Source organism: Ferrimonas gelatinilytica (assembly GCF_039544205.1).
Classification (GTDB): Bacteria; Pseudomonadota; Gammaproteobacteria; order Enterobacterales; family Shewanellaceae; genus Ferrimonas; species Ferrimonas gelatinilytica.
In genome coordinates, this window is record NZ_BAABLF010000006.1 from 58,898 (window position 1) to 71,939 (window position 13,042).

General features: G+C 62.2%; 13 protein-coding genes. 8 read left to right on the plus strand and 5 right to left on the minus strand.

What is annotated here, in order from left to right; genetic code table 11:
- Positions 1–321: 321 nt before the first annotated feature.
- The 6 genes from ABD997_RS05260 (at position 322) to ABD997_RS05285 (ending at position 5,062) form a co-directional block, all read left to right on the plus strand.
- Positions 322–1,944, plus strand: a complete 1,623-nt coding sequence (locus ABD997_RS05260) for a cytochrome ubiquinol oxidase subunit I (protein ID WP_345315962.1) — start codon at positions 322–324, stop codon at positions 1,942–1,944.
- A complete protein-coding gene (gene cydB / locus ABD997_RS05265) occupies positions 1,937–3,076 on the plus strand; it encodes a cytochrome d ubiquinol oxidase subunit II (RefSeq protein ID WP_345315963.1) in 1,140 nt (379 codons plus the stop codon). Before ABD997_RS05260 ends, cydB begins: the two co-directional genes overlap by 8 nt.
- Positions 3,077–3,103: 27 nt before the next feature.
- Positions 3,104–3,211, plus strand: coding sequence for a cytochrome bd-I oxidase subunit CydX (cydX, locus tag ABD997_RS05270; protein WP_345315964.1), 108 nt, complete (start codon positions 3,104–3,106; stop codon positions 3,209–3,211).
- 314 nt (positions 3,212–3,525) lie between these two features.
- Positions 3,526–4,452 carry a ribonuclease T2 family protein gene (locus tag ABD997_RS05275; RefSeq protein WP_345315965.1) on the plus strand — a complete coding sequence of 309 codons (927 nt, stop codon included), beginning with the start codon at positions 3,526–3,528 and terminating at the stop codon, positions 4,450–4,452.
- 24 nt (positions 4,453–4,476) lie between these two features.
- Positions 4,477–4,734 (plus strand): DUF3862 domain-containing protein, encoded by a 258-nt coding sequence (locus tag ABD997_RS05280; RefSeq protein ID WP_345315966.1) that lies wholly within the window; start codon positions 4,477–4,479, stop codon positions 4,732–4,734.
- Positions 4,735–4,819: 85 nt separating this feature from the next.
- Complete coding sequence (locus tag ABD997_RS05285) at positions 4,820–5,062, plus strand: HP1242/YdcH family protein (protein WP_345315967.1); 243 nt, start codon at positions 4,820–4,822, stop codon at positions 5,060–5,062.
- Positions 5,063–5,134: 72 nt separating this feature from the next.
- On the opposite strand, the gene ABD997_RS05290 is transcribed toward ABD997_RS05285, so the two are convergent.
- The gene (locus tag ABD997_RS05290; protein ID WP_345315968.1) at positions 5,135–8,248 is read right to left on the minus strand and encodes an efflux RND transporter permease subunit; all 3,114 of its coding nucleotides are present in this window, start codon (positions 8,246–8,248) and stop codon (positions 5,135–5,137) included.
- Complete coding sequence (locus tag ABD997_RS05295; protein ID WP_345315969.1) at positions 8,245–9,345, minus strand: efflux RND transporter periplasmic adaptor subunit; 1,101 nt, start codon at positions 9,343–9,345, stop codon at positions 8,245–8,247. The genes ABD997_RS05290 and ABD997_RS05295 overlap by 4 nt, the downstream gene beginning before the upstream one ends.
- A gap of 105 nt (positions 9,346–9,450) precedes the next feature.
- Here ABD997_RS05295 and ABD997_RS05300 point away from each other — a divergent pair, with 105 nt between their 5' ends.
- Together ABD997_RS05300 and ABD997_RS05305 are read left to right on the plus strand one after the other, a co-directional pair.
- A complete protein-coding gene (locus ABD997_RS05300; RefSeq protein WP_345315970.1) occupies positions 9,451–10,065 on the plus strand; it encodes a TetR/AcrR family transcriptional regulator in 615 nt (204 codons plus the stop codon).
- 54 nt (positions 10,066–10,119) lie between these two features.
- Positions 10,120–10,989 carry a DUF6268 family outer membrane beta-barrel protein gene (locus ABD997_RS05305; RefSeq protein ID WP_345315971.1) on the plus strand — a complete coding sequence of 290 codons (870 nt, stop codon included), beginning with the start codon at positions 10,120–10,122 and terminating at the stop codon, positions 10,987–10,989.
- A gap of 83 nt (positions 10,990–11,072) precedes the next feature.
- Here ABD997_RS05305 and ABD997_RS05310 read toward each other — a convergent pair whose 3' ends face one another.
- The 3 genes from ABD997_RS05310 to ABD997_RS05320 form a co-directional block, all read right to left on the minus strand.
- The gene (locus ABD997_RS05310; RefSeq protein WP_345315972.1) at positions 11,073–11,639 is read right to left on the minus strand and encodes a chalcone isomerase family protein; all 567 of its coding nucleotides are present in this window, start codon (positions 11,637–11,639) and stop codon (positions 11,073–11,075) included.
- Between the two features lie 204 nt (positions 11,640–11,843).
- On the minus strand, positions 11,844–12,332 hold the full coding sequence (locus ABD997_RS05315) for a DUF2919 domain-containing protein (protein ID WP_345315973.1): 489 nt from the start codon (positions 12,330–12,332) through the stop codon (positions 11,844–11,846).
- The gene (locus ABD997_RS05320; protein WP_345315974.1) at positions 12,295–13,032 is read right to left on the minus strand and encodes a DUF3108 domain-containing protein; all 738 of its coding nucleotides are present in this window, start codon (positions 13,030–13,032) and stop codon (positions 12,295–12,297) included. Before ABD997_RS05320 ends, ABD997_RS05315 begins: the two co-directional genes overlap by 38 nt.
- Positions 13,033–13,042 lie beyond the last annotated feature (10 nt).

Genomic DNA, 13,042 nt, shown 5'->3' on the forward strand with positions numbered 1-13,042 from the left:
AGGGATTGAGCGCCTTGTGCTGGGGATGGTATAAATTTCGCGATAAATCTTAGTGGCATCGCTCATGCTACCCGATTTTTCACTATTCAATAGGCACTCAGCGCGTTAGTGTTGAGTGTTAAAAAAGTGTGTATGTAGCCTTCTGAGTCGGCCCGCGAACTTAAACCCCTTCTGTTGGTGATGCCCCCCGCTCGTTCCTGGCCGCTTTGATGGCTTACTGCCACGCTTTTCCATTTGTGGGTTGGCCCCGGGCCATCACCGGTTTTTAGTAAGGCGTTGCCGGCGGGATCATGAAGACCTGCCGGCGTTGAGGAGAACGCAATGATTATCGATGAAGTCGTCGATCTATCGAGGTTACAGTTCGCGCTCACCGCGATGTACCACTTTCTGTTTGTGCCCCTGACGTTGGGTCTGGCATTCCTGTTGGCGATCATGGAGTCCCTCTATGTGATGACCAACAAGCAGGTCTACAAGGACATGTGTAAGTACTGGGGTAAGTTGTTTGCCATCAACTTTGCCCTGGGGGTGACCACAGGGATCACCATGGAGTTCCAGTTCGGTACCAACTGGGCTTACTACTCCCATTACGTGGGGGACATCTTCGGTGCACCCCTGGCCATTGAGGGCCTGATGGCCTTCTTCCTGGAGTCCACCCTGGTGGGCCTGATGTTCTTCGGCTGGGACCGTCTCTCCAAGCGTCAACACCTGGCGGTCACCTGGCTGGTCGCACTGGGTTCCAACATGTCTGCGCTGTGGATCCTGATCGCCAACGCTTGGATGCAGAACCCGATCGGTTCCGAGTTCAACTTTGAAACCATGCGTATGGAGATGGCCTCCTTTGCGGACCTGATCTTCAACCCGGTCGCGCAGGTGAAATTCGTTCATACCGTGGCGGCAGGTTACGTGACCGGCGCCGTCTTTGTTCTGGCCATCAGCTCCTACTTCCTGCTGAAGAAGCGTGACCTGCCCTTCGCGCGTCGCTCTTTCTCCGTGGCCGCGGCATTCGGTATGGCCTCCATCCTGTCCGTTATCGTCCTGGGTGACGAATCCGGCTACGAGATGGGTGATGTGCAGAAGGTGAAACTGGCGGCGGTGGAAGCGGAGTGGGAGACCCACCCGGCACCGGCGGCCTTCACCGCTTTCGGTATTCCCGACAGCGACGAGATGAAGACCAACTTCGCCCTGCAGATCCCCTACGTGATGGGTATCATCGCCACCCGCTCCCTGGACGAGCAGGTCACCGGTATCAAGGATCTGAAGGATGAGCACGAGGTGCGGATCCGCAGCGGTATGGTCGCCTTCGATCTGCTGCAGCAAGTGCGTGCGGGCACCATCAGCGACGAAGACCGTGCCCTGTACGAAGAGAAGAAGGTGGACCTGGGCTACGGCTTCCTGCTCAAGCGCTACACCGATGACATTTCCAACGCCACCGACGAAATGGTGATGAAGGCGGTTGATGACTCCATCCCCGCGGTTGGCCCAATGTTCTGGACCTTCCGCATCATGGTGGGTCTGGGTTTTGCCATGCTGCTGCTGATCACTCTGGCGTTCTACCAGAGCTGCAAGCAGAAAGTGGACGAGAAGCCCTGGCTGCTCAAGGCGCTGCTGTTTATCCTGCCGGCCCCCTGGATCGCCATCCTCTGTGGTTGGTTCGTGGCCGAGTACGGTCGTCAGCCCTGGACCATCGCCGAAGTGCTGCCCACCTACATGTCGGCATCCAGCCTCAGCGTGGGTGAGCTCTGGTTCTCCATCATTCTGATCTGCGGCTTCTACACCGTGGCGCTGGTGGTGGAGATGTTCCTGATGTTCCGCTTTGCCCGCCTGGGCCCGAGCAGCCTCAAGACCGGCCGCTACCACTTCGAACAGGAGAATGCGTCCTCTGCCAACGACAGTTTCGACGCAGCGCTGACCACCTCTGACAAGGAGAGCCCAAGCAATGCTTGATTACGAAATGCTACGACTGATCTGGTGGGGGCTGGTTGTTGTCCTGCTGATCGGCTTCGCCGTCACCGACGGTTTCGACATGGGGGTCGGCGCTTTGCTGCCGATCCTGGGCAAAACCAACAATGAACGCCGGGTGATGATCAACTCCATCGCCCCGCACTGGGACGGCAACCAGGTCTGGTTGCTGACCGCCGGTGGCGCCTTGTTTGCCGCCTGGCCGATGGTTTATGCCGCGTCCTTCTCAGGCTTCTACATCGCCATGGTGCTGACCCTGTTCGCCCTGTTCTTCCGGCCGATCGGGTTCGATTACCGCTCCAAGATCGATGATCCGCGCTGGCGTAACGCGTGGGACTGGGGGCTGTTTATTGGCGGCTTTGTCCCGCCTGTGGTGTTCGGTGTGGCCTTTGGCAACCTGTTCCTGGGCGTCCCGTTCTACTACGACGAGTGGATGCGTAACTACTACGAAGGCGGCTTCTTCGGCCTGCTGAACCCGTTCGGTCTGCTGGTGGGTCTGCTCTCTGCGGCGATGCTGGTGCTGCACGGCGCCACCTGGCTGCAGATGAAGACCGATGGCGCACTGCTGGCCCGGGCTCGCACCGCCTCCATTGTGCTGGCGCTGGCTTCTGCCCTGCTGTTCGTTCTGGCCGGTGTGGTGCAGTACGGCTTCATCGACGGCTACGTGATCACCTCGGTTATCGATACCAATGCTGCCTCAAACCCGCTCAACAAGACCGTTGAGATGGTGTCTGGCGCCTGGTGGAACAACTTCTACGCCTATCCGGCGCTGTTTATCCTGCCGACTCTGGCGGTGGTGATGCCGCTGCTGGTGATTGTTGCAACCCGCGCCCACAGGCACGGCCTGGCGTTCCTGGCCTCGGCCCTGAACATCGTCGGCGTTATCACCACCGCAGTGGTGGCACTGTTCCCGTTCGTGATGCCCTCCAGCCTCAACCCGAACCAGTCTCTGACCATGTGGGATGCCACCAGTTCAGAGCTGACCCTAAAGGTGATGTTGGTGGCGGCGCTGATCTTCGTGCCTATCGTGCTGGGTTACACCATCTGGTGTTACATCAAGATGTACGGCCGTATTACTGACGACCATATCGAGAGCAATTCGACCTCCCTGTACTAAGGCCTGGGATTAAAGGAGTTAAACACTATGTGGTATTTCGCTTGGATCCTGGGTGTGCTGCTGGCTTGCGCCTTTGGCATCATCAACGGCCTCTGGCTGGAAGCCCAGGAAGCCCTGGACAAGGACGACGACTGAACCTCCTCTTCAGTCCGGCTCCTTAGGTCTGCCCGCAGGCATACGCCTCGGGTGGGCCGACCCAATTCAAAGCGTCGCCCTCGGGCGGCGCTTTTTATTACCTGCCCGCGGTGTTGGCGCCCAATCCCAAGTGAGCCCGAAGTGAGGTTTGTGGGCGATGTTTGCGGACGGTGCTAGCGGGCTCGGGCACTGTCGATGCGCCGGTTGAGTCTGACGGCGTCGCCGGGGCCTACCTCTCTGGTACACTGGGCCCACCATTGGCGCCTATTGCTCAATGACTTAACCCTATTAGTCCCGAAGACCACGGAACCCAGATGCGCGCTGTTTTACTCCTGCTCTCCCTTTTTCTTCTCCTCCCTGCCGCCCAGGGCCAGGTACCGGTTTCCGGCACCTTGCTGGCGGAGCAGCCCTGTCCCCTCTACCAGTCGATCCGTCGAGGTACCAATCCTGGCAACTGGCAACTGACGCCGGGAGAAAGCTACCCGTTGCTGGCCCGGAACCGGCCGGATGGCCCTTGGTGGCTGGTCCGGGTGAAGGGGCAGACGCGCTGGGTAGATAACGGCTGTGGCCAGGTTTCCCTGGCATCGTCGGCGCAACCAGGTGACGCTGGGGCGGCCGCCCATGCCACCACCGGGGTACCGGCCCCGTCCTCTGTCGAGTTTGATTACTACACCCTGGCGATGAGCTGGCACAGCGGTTTCTGTGCCGGTGCCAGCCGGCGACCGGAGTGCGCGGATCCCGCCGGTGAGTTGGTGCTCCATGGCCTCTGGCCCTCCAATCGACGGGGATCCCACCCGGCCTGGTGCGGTGAGGCGCAGCGGCGCGGCTTCTGCTCCTACCCGCCGCTGTCGCTGGAGGAGACCCGGAAGGCCGAGTTGGCATCGGTGATGCCGGGTGTGGCCAGCTGCCTCGGTCGCTACCAGTGGCAGAAGCATGGCCGCTGCTCCGGCCTGCCCATGGAGACCTACTTTGAGCTGGCCATTCGCTACAGCCAGTGGTTGCGCAGCGCGCCGCCGGTCAAGCGGATGCAGCAGCAGGCGGGGCAAACCCTGAGTCGAAGCGAGTTGCTGGGTTGGTTTCAACAGTGGGGGGCCCAGGTGAGCTTGCACTGCCGGCAGAACCGGCTGGAGGAGATCCGCCTGAGGCTGAAGGCCCCGTTGCCGGTACAGCCGGGCCTGACGGCGCTGGATGGCGGCGTTGAACGAAGCCGCTGCCCTGAGCAGATCCTTCTGTTACCATGAGATTTTTCCATCAAGGAGTGAACGATGAAACAGCAATGGATGGTGGCGCTGGTTGCCGCGGCAGGGGTACTGAGTGGCTGCAGCAAGGTCACCGCGGAAAACTACGCGAAGCTGGATGTGGGGATGGAGCGACAGGAGGTCGAGCAGCTGCTGGGTAAGCCGGATCAGTGTGAAGCCGCACTGGGGGCAAAGAGCTGCATCTGGGGCGATGAGAAGCGGCATATCAAGGTGGCGTTTGCCGGGGATACTGCGATGCTGTTTAGCAGCAAAGGGGCGCTCTGATCCGGTTGCGTGGGGGGTTTTAGCGTCCGGTGTGTAATGGGCTATGGTTAGAAATCATACTCACTGCAGCCAAAGAGGGCACACCATGCTTGGAGAGAATCACGCCTTGATGTACGAGTATCCGGAGCATAAGGAGAAGATCCAGCAGCTCAAGCAGTCGGACGAGGCCTTTGCCCAGATGGCGAAGGAGTACCACGATCTGGACCACCAGATCCGTGGCCTCGAGGTCAATGGTGTGCCCACGTCCGACCAACACTTCGTCGAACTCAAGGCTCGCCGGGTCTCCCTGAAAGACCAACTGCACCAGCGCCTGATGAATGGCGCCTGACCCCTAACCCTTCGAAACAAAGCGGGCCTCTGGCCCGCTTTGTTGTGTTTGCACCCCTCTTTACTCTGAGCGTCAGGCGGCGACCGACAGGGGCACTCGTTGTCGCCCCGGCGCCCGCACCAGACGGTAGGCGGCTGGCACAAACAGGAAGGAGAGGAGGGTGGTAAGTAGGGTGCCGCCGGCAATGGCGATGGAGAAGGGGGGCCAGAACCCGCCGCCGGCCAGGATCAGCGGCAAAAAGCCGCCGATGGTGGTGATGGTGGTGGAGCCGATGTGCCGGCCGCAGCGGGCTACCGCAGCGGTGATCTCTGCCAACACCCCCTGTTTCGCCTCCGGCGAGGCCTCCAGCTCCGCCAGGATCACGATGGCGGCGTTGATTGACAGTCCCATCAGCCCCATCAGGCCGATGATCACGTTGAAGCCGAAGGGGTAGCCGGCCAGGTAGACACACAGCAGTCCCAGGCCGGTGGATTGCAGGGCACTGGCGAGGATCACAAGAGTGAGGCGGAAGGAGTTGAAGGAGAGCACCACGATGCTCACCAGCAGCGCCATCACCAGGGCGACACTGGAGAGCAGCTTGCCGACGGCATTGTTCCGTTCCGCACTCTCGCCACCGATGCTGAGCCGGTAGCCCGGCGGCAGGGCGAAGCCGTCGCGCTCCATCTGCGCTAACACCGACTCGAGCACCGTGGAGGGCAGCACCCCGGTGCGCACGAAGGCCTGAATGCTGTTGAGTCGTTCTCCGTTGCGACGGGGGATGTCGGTTCGGGCGGACTGCACCACGCTGTCACCCAGGGCGGAGAGGGGCAGCCATTGGCCAGTCGGGGTGATGATCAGAAGGTTGGCCAGATCGCTGCCTCCCTGACGTTGCCCCTGGCCAATTCGCACCCGCACCGGGAGCGATTCCGGCCCCTCCAGGATGGTCCCGCCCAAGTGGCCATTGAGATTGTCCCTCAGCTGGGCGTTGATCCCGTTCAGGGTCAGCCCGGCACGACGCACCGCGGTTTCATCCAATTGCAGTTGCACCTTGGGCAGACCCGCGGTCAGGGAAGCGCGGGTGTGGAGTATGTCCGGGTGTTGTTGCAGGCGGAGGCGAACCGTCTCTCCCAGTTGGTCCAGTACCGGCAACTCCGAGCCCTGAAGTCGGATCTCGATCGGGGCCTCGAACGGTGGGCCCTGCTCCAACTTGCGCACCAGCACCTGGATATCCGGGTAACGCGCTGTCAACTCGCTCTGCAACCTGGGGATCAGCCGGTTGGCCACCTTGAAATCGGTGGTGGTGATCATTCCCTGGGCGTAGTTGGCCAGGCCTTGCTGACGCTGCTGCAGGTTGTAGTAGAACGCGGGAATATTGCGGCCGACACTCCAGGCAGTCTGGGTGATACCCGGTTGTTGGCGCAGCCAGCGATCCAGCTCGCGGGTTCGTTGCTCGCTGGCTGCCTGGCTGACGCTGGCAGGCATCCACAGCTCTATCTGAAACATGTCACGGTCCGAGGGGGGAAAGAACTGTTCCGCCATCTGGGTGGCAGCGACAAAGCCCAGCAGGGGAAGCAGGGTCATCGCCAGCAAGGTGCGTTTGGGTCGGGCCAGGGCACTCTGGAGAAGCCGCTGGAACGTCGTGGCCAGCCAGGGAAGCTGCAGCCCCCCTTGCCACCAGTGCTGGCCGGTTTCCGCCCGGATAAAGCGGCCAGCCAGCCCCGCGATCAGGGTATGGGAGACCAGGTAGGAGGCCAGCAGGGCGAAACTGACGGAGAGCGCAATGCCGCCAACAAACTCGCCGGCGGGTCCGGGCATCATCCAGATGGGGGCAAACGCCAGCACTGTGGTCAGGGTGCTGGCCAGCAGGGGCAGCCAGAGGTGATGGATGGTGTGCAGTACCGCGGCCAGCGGACGCTCCCCCTCCCGGCGTCGCTGGCCGATGGCGTCCACCACGACGATGGCGTTGTCCACCATGATCCCCAGTGCCACCACCAACCCGGTGACCGACATCTGGTGGATGGGCAGGCCGTAGACCCGCATGCAGGCCAGGGTGATCAGGGCGGTGATGGGCAGGGCTGCGGCCACCAGCAGGGCACTACGCAGGCCCAGGGTGAGCATCAGCACCAGCAGGATAAGCACAAAACCCTGGGCCAGGTTGACGCTCAGCTCCCCTAATCGGGCCTCGGTGTAGCGTCGCTGGGTAAAGAGGGTGTCCAGCTGAACATTGGCGGGCAGTGCAGTGAGGAACTGTTCGAGCTGCTCCTCAACCTGCTCATCCCAACGATCGATACGGGTATCCGGCAGCATCCGGACCGACACCAGCACCGCCGACTCGCCCTGTACCAGTGCGGTGTCCTCAGCGGGGCGGTAGGGCTGGCGTCGGACCTCGGCCAGGTCCCCCAGTCGCACTGCCTGCTGCTCACTGGCGAGGCGCAGCGGGATCTGCCGGATCCGGGTGAGGGAGTCCAGCTCGCCGCCGATCTCCACCTGGGCTCTGACCTGGTCATTATCCAGGGTGCCGGCGGCGGTTTTGCTGTCGGAGGCGGCGATCTGAGCGGCCAGCTGTTGCGGGGCGATCCCCAGCACCTGAAGCTGGGCCTCCTCGATGGAGACCAGGATCTCCTCCTGCAACCGACCCTGCACTTTGACGAAATCGGTGCCCGGCAGCAGGCGAAGCTGGTTGGCCCAGGCTTCGCTGTAGCGTCCCAGCGCTGCCAAGTCCGGATCGCCGTTGCCCCGCCAGCGCAGGGCGAAGATCCGGGTGAAGGCATAACCGATACGATCATCCAGCGAGGGGGTGCCCGTTCCCGGGGGCAGCACGACAGCGGCTTCGGCGGCCAGATCCCGCGCCCGGCTCCATACCGGCTCCACCTCGGTGATGCTGTCCTTGAGCTCCAGGGTGATCACGGACAGGCCGGGGCGGGAGCTTGAGCTGATCAGCTTGAGCTCATCCAACTGCCGCAGCGCGGATTCCAGTCGCTCGGTCACCAAAAGTTCGACCTTCTCGGCACTGGCGCCGGGGTAGGGGGTGATCAGGGCGGCAAACCGGTTGATGAAGGCGGGATCCTCGGTGCGGGCCAGCTGGTTCAGGGCGCCGAGCCCGGCGACCAGGATCAAGGCGATCAGCAGCAGGTTGAGGCGTGGATTGCCGATGAGCGCCCGGTAAAGCGCGCCGCCCAGTCCGGGCGTTGGGCCGGAGGCGGTCATGGGGTGGGCTCCTCAGCCGGCAGGGTCTGTGGTTTGACCCGCTGGCCCTGCACCAGGGTATGCAGGCCAGCCACCACCAGCCACTCGCCCTCCTTCAGTGCCCCATCCAGGTAAACACGGCGGGGCTCGGTGTGAAGCAGGGTGACATCCCGGCGCTCAAGATGGTGCTCGCCATCGGGGGCCTGTTTCGCCACCAGGACGTTCCATTGGCCCCGCAGTCCTGCCAGCAGCACTTCCGGACTGACCGCCATGGCCCGATGGGTCATCCGCTGCTCCAAGCTCAGGTAGATCAGGTCGCCGTTGAGCCAATCTCCATCACCGGGCAGGGCGAAGCGCAGGGGCACGGTGCGCGTAGTGGCGTCCACTTCTGCGCCGCGGCCCAGCAAGGTCGCGGTGAGCGGCTGGCCCCGGTGGCTTAACTGGTAGGGCTGGCCCGGTGGCAGTCGTCGGAGCAGATCCACCGGGATACCGATCTTGGCTTCGGCGCCCTCCGTGGGTACCAGAGTGAGGACCGGCTGCCCCGCCGCAACAACCTGGCCCGGGGCCAATTGACGTTGCGCGACACGCCCGGCGAAGGGCGCCCGTAAAATGCTTTTTTCCCGCCGAAGGGTGTTGGCTTCAAGGGCGGCTTGCAGCTCCAGTAGCCGGGCGTCGAGCCGCTGTTTCTGGCTGCGCAGCTCGTCGAGCTGCTGTTGCGACTGGTAGCCCTGGTCCCCCAGGGTTTGCTGCCGTTTTTGGGTGGCCAGGACCAGATCGCGCTCTGCCTCCACCTGGACCAAGCCTGCCCTGAGCTGCTTTGCCTCGGTATTCAGCAGGGCGGTATCGAGCCGAGCCAGCGCCTGCCCCGCGACCACGGTATCGCCCACCTGCACCCCGATCTGTTCTACCATGCCCGGCAGTTCGAAGCCGAGTTCGCTGGTGGCGGCGTTGCGGATCTGGCCGACAAAGCGATGGGTGACCGGGTAGTGGTCGGAAAAGTGGACGGGCACGACGCGCACCGGGGTCGCCTGCGGCGGTGTGTCGGCCTGCTCCTTGGGAAGACAGGCGGTGAGGGTGGTCAGGCTAAGGGCAAGGAAGATGCGAGCAAACGTCTCCATGGGGACCTTGATGTTGCTTGGATGTAAACTGTACTCACGAGTCTAGTTTGACAAAACTGGACTGTCTAGTTTGAATGTAAACATAAGGTAGACAAGGTAAACGGGATGATCGAAGCACAACGCACCCGCAGCGAGCAGAAGCGTCAACAGATTGTGGCCGCGGCCAGCAGTCTGTTTATGCAGCATGGCTACCTCTCCACCAGCATGGACGAGGTGGCGCAGCAGGCGGGCGTCTCCAAGCAGACGGTGTACGCCCACTTTGGCAGCAAGGATGATCTCTTTACCTACTGTATCGAGAGCAAATGCGTGGTGGCGACCCGGATCCCCGACACCCTGGAGGGGCAGGATCCCCAGCAGGTTCTGACGGAGTTCATGCGTGCCTTCAGCGAGATGATCCACAGTGAAGAGGCGCTCTACGTCTATCGTCTCTGTGTCACTCAGGCGGAGTCGCACCCCGAGTTATCCCGACGTTACTTCGAGGCCGGCCCCCTAAGGGTCCAGCGGGTGCTGGCCGACTACCTGGCCAAGCTGCAGCGCAGCGGGAAGTTAAGCCTGCCGGATCCCATGCTGGCGGCGGAGCAACTGCTGCTGATGGGACGGGGCATGCGCCACCTGGCGTGTGAGTTGGGCCTGCCCTGCGAGGAGTCGCAGCGGAAGAGCGAGCAGCGCCTCAGTTCGGCCATCACACTGTTTTTAAGCGGGTACGGCTACCAAGGCTGATCTCGTGCATTCGAAGCTACGTTGAGAAAGTGTCTAAATATTCAAGGAAAGATGATGAAGTCCCTATATCTCCTGCTCCTCGCCACGCTCAGTTTGTCCGCCCATGCGCGCCCGCCGGCCCCGCCCCCCTGGACCCTGGATATTTACGGCATCCAGATGCAGAAGGGGGAGTTGGCCCAGGATGGGGATTTCGACGACAGCGAGCTGGGCCTGCAGTTTGGCTACAGCACCCGCCTGGGGCCGAAGTGGATTTTGGGCGCCCGGGTCAATTACGACTACCGCCGCTTTGATTTCGACCGCACGGCGCTGTTTGACGGCGCACTGGAGACCTGGTCCCACCGTCAGCGGGTTGGCCTGGGTTTTAACGCCATTCACCTGCTTAATCAGCGTTGGAGCCTGATCCTGGCCCCTCGTGTTCAGTGGTCGGCGGCGCAGGAGGCTTCGCTCTCCGATGGCTTCAGCTATGGTCTGCTGGCCGGTGGGATGGCAAAGGTGAATCCGGATCTGCAACTTGGGGTGGGCTTCTCCTACCTCAACGACGTCAAGGACACCACCTTCTTTCCTATTATCCTGGTCAAGTGGCAGATCTCGGAGCGATGGAAGCTGGATAACCCCTTCGAGCCGGGCTTCTCCGGCGGGGCAGGGTTGGAGCTGAGCTACCGCTGGAACCCCCATTACGAGTTTGCGTTTGGGGGCGCCTACCGGTCGGATCGTTTCGTGGTGAACGATGGGGCGGTAGAAACCCAGGCACCACTGGCCTTCCTGCGCTGGAGCTACTTTCCGGAGGGGGATTGGGACCTGTCGATTTTGCTGGGGTACCGCTTTAGTGGCGAGATGGAGTGGGATCCGAACGGAAGCGGTCGACGGAAGCAGAACATCGATGCGAGATTGGGCGTCGGTGCCAGTCTCGCGTTCAAGTTTTGATTGACTACCGAGAAGTCGACCGCAGTAACAATGCCATAAAAAAGGGCCCCGTTTGGGGCCCTTTTGGCGTTAAGCGCCGAGGATTACTGCCCCAGCATCGCCTTTTTCAGTTTCTTATCGGCAGGTTGGTCACCGAGCCAGATCCCAAACAGCGTCCGACGGAAATCGTCGCCCTCGATCAGGGTCAGTAACTCGCCGTTTTTGTAGGCTTCCACGCCGACACCGGGAATGGAGACCATGGTGAACTGGTCATCGACCTCTACCGGCTCATCAAAGAGGGAGAGGAAGGTGTCCAGACGCTCGCGCAGGGGCGCCACCTTGCCACCGCTGGCGGCATCGAACCCCTCCTCGATGGTTTCGATCATCCGGTCAGAGGTGATCATGCTGGAGATGATGTTCAGGCGCACGGCACTGATCGCCTCGCTGTTGAGGATCGCCTCAGCGTCCTGACCCGGCTTCTGGGAAAACAGGGAGCCCACGTAGAGTTTCATGAAGAACTTGGAGCGGACACCGGCGCCGTAGCGAACCAGCTCCTCTCCCTGGGTCTGGATCTGCTCCGGGACGTCGACGCCCTGGACGGTAATGGGGGCGGCGTGGGCCGGCAGGAGCAGGGCGGCGGCGAGGGCCGCAGCGGTCACAATAGCTTTCATTCGCGATACTTCATGCTGATGAATGGGATTTCGGCGGACATAAGTACCATGCAGCCTGTGTGTGGACAACCGGAAACAGGCTCGACCAGTTGTCCCTGTGAAGGGGCTCAGCGGGGGTAAAGCGGCTCCAAAGTCCGCCTGTCCATGTTGCTCTGTGGGCTCATCACGACCCCGTAATCGCAGCGGGTTTCGGTTGAAAATCGCTTAACCCTTCATGGGGTCACCACCTTCCAGCTCCCCCTTCAGATGAAAAACCCGACGGCAATCGGGGCTTCGCAGCAGGTACCAGAGTGACCAGACAGAGAGCATGAGTACGGTGGCCGGGCCCCAGGAGAAGGTGCCGTGGTGGCGATAGAGGCTGCTGCCCTGCAGGGCGAGATCCAGCAGCAGGACCAGCAACATCAGCCACCATCCCCACTGCCAGACACGCCCGGCGAGCGCCCATCGGTGGCGCTGGCCCTGCAACCAGAGCAGCAACATCGGTACCAGCCCCAGGGCCAACCCCAGGTAAAAGTCACGCTGCTGGGGGTAGAAGAGCCCTAGCAGATCACTGCCATGGCGGCGACTGACCGCGGCGACTGTCAGCAGCAGCCAGGTGCGGGCCAGGAACAGCATCAGCAGGTAGAGCCAGGGGCTGGGGTTAACCCAGCCGTGATCAGTCAGCCGATGGGGCGGGAAGGGAAGTGGCGTCACTGCGATAGTCCGTCATTTTTACCGTGAGCCAGGGCAGACCAAGGCGGGACACCTTCATCTGCACCAGGGCGTTATTGAGCGCAGGCGCAAACCAGAACTGAGCAACCCGCTCCTTGCCCGGGTGATCCTGGACCAGTTTGTGGGCGAGCACTGGGCCGAGGGGGGTCTCGATCTCTTCGCTGCCGTGGTACTCGAACAGGTACTCCCGGGTCTCTTCACCCCAGGTGTAGGAGAGCGTGAGGGACTCGCGCGCCAGACCGAGGTGGTAAAGCAGCAGGCCCGGTTCCCACCGTGCGGGGGGAAAGCTGTCTTCGTTCTCCAGCGGTTGACCATCGAGCGTGACCTGGAAATGCTGGCCATCGAACTCCCCCTCAAGGGTGCGGGATCGGAACACGCCTTTGAATTGGCTCCGGTAGTTTTCCGGTACCGGCCCCCGCTCCATGAGCAGGAAGTTACTGCGGTGGTCGACCCGCTGCCCCATGATGCAGAGCTTGCCTTCGGCCCGGTATTGATAGCGGGGTATCTCGTCAACGCCGTCCATGGGGTGCAGTGACCAGCGCCCTCTGCCGCAGGGCAGGCCGCTGGCGTAAGCGCGGTACTCCGCGGTAAAGGTCGCCAGCTCGGCCAGGGCCGAGGGCGCGCAGAACAGTAGGGTCAGCATCATGGCCGCCAAGGGGGCGGCGCGTCGGTGTAAGAACAACAACGGCTCC

Bases quoted from the DNA above. Each gene is read 5' to 3' on its own strand.
- ABD997_RS05280 (WP_345315966.1), top strand. From the start codon at position 4,477: ATGAAACAGCAATGGATGGTGGCGCTGGTTGCCGCGGCAGGGGTACTG.
- ABD997_RS05290 (WP_345315968.1), bottom strand. From the start codon at position 8,248: ATGACCGCCTCCGGCCCAACGCCCGGACTGGGCGGCGCGCTTTACCGG.
- ABD997_RS05300 (WP_345315970.1), top strand. From the start codon at position 9,451: ATGATCGAAGCACAACGCACCCGCAGCGAGCAGAAGCGTCAACAGATT.
- ABD997_RS05305 (WP_345315971.1), top strand. From the start codon at position 10,120: ATGAAGTCCCTATATCTCCTGCTCCTCGCCACGCTCAGTTTGTCCGCC.
- cydB (WP_345315963.1), top strand. From the start codon at position 1,937: ATGCTTGATTACGAAATGCTACGACTGATCTGGTGGGGGCTGGTTGTT.
- ABD997_RS05295 (WP_345315969.1), bottom strand. From the start codon at position 9,345: ATGGAGACGTTTGCTCGCATCTTCCTTGCCCTTAGCCTGACCACCCTC.
- ABD997_RS05260 (WP_345315962.1), top strand. From the start codon at position 322: ATGATTATCGATGAAGTCGTCGATCTATCGAGGTTACAGTTCGCGCTC.
- ABD997_RS05285 (WP_345315967.1), top strand. From the start codon at position 4,820: ATGCTTGGAGAGAATCACGCCTTGATGTACGAGTATCCGGAGCATAAG.
- cydX (WP_345315964.1), top strand. From the start codon at position 3,104: ATGTGGTATTTCGCTTGGATCCTGGGTGTGCTGCTGGCTTGCGCCTTT.
- ABD997_RS05275 (WP_345315965.1), top strand. From the start codon at position 3,526: ATGCGCGCTGTTTTACTCCTGCTCTCCCTTTTTCTTCTCCTCCCTGCC.
- ABD997_RS05310 (WP_345315972.1), bottom strand. From the start codon at position 11,639: ATGAAAGCTATTGTGACCGCTGCGGCCCTCGCCGCCGCCCTGCTCCTG.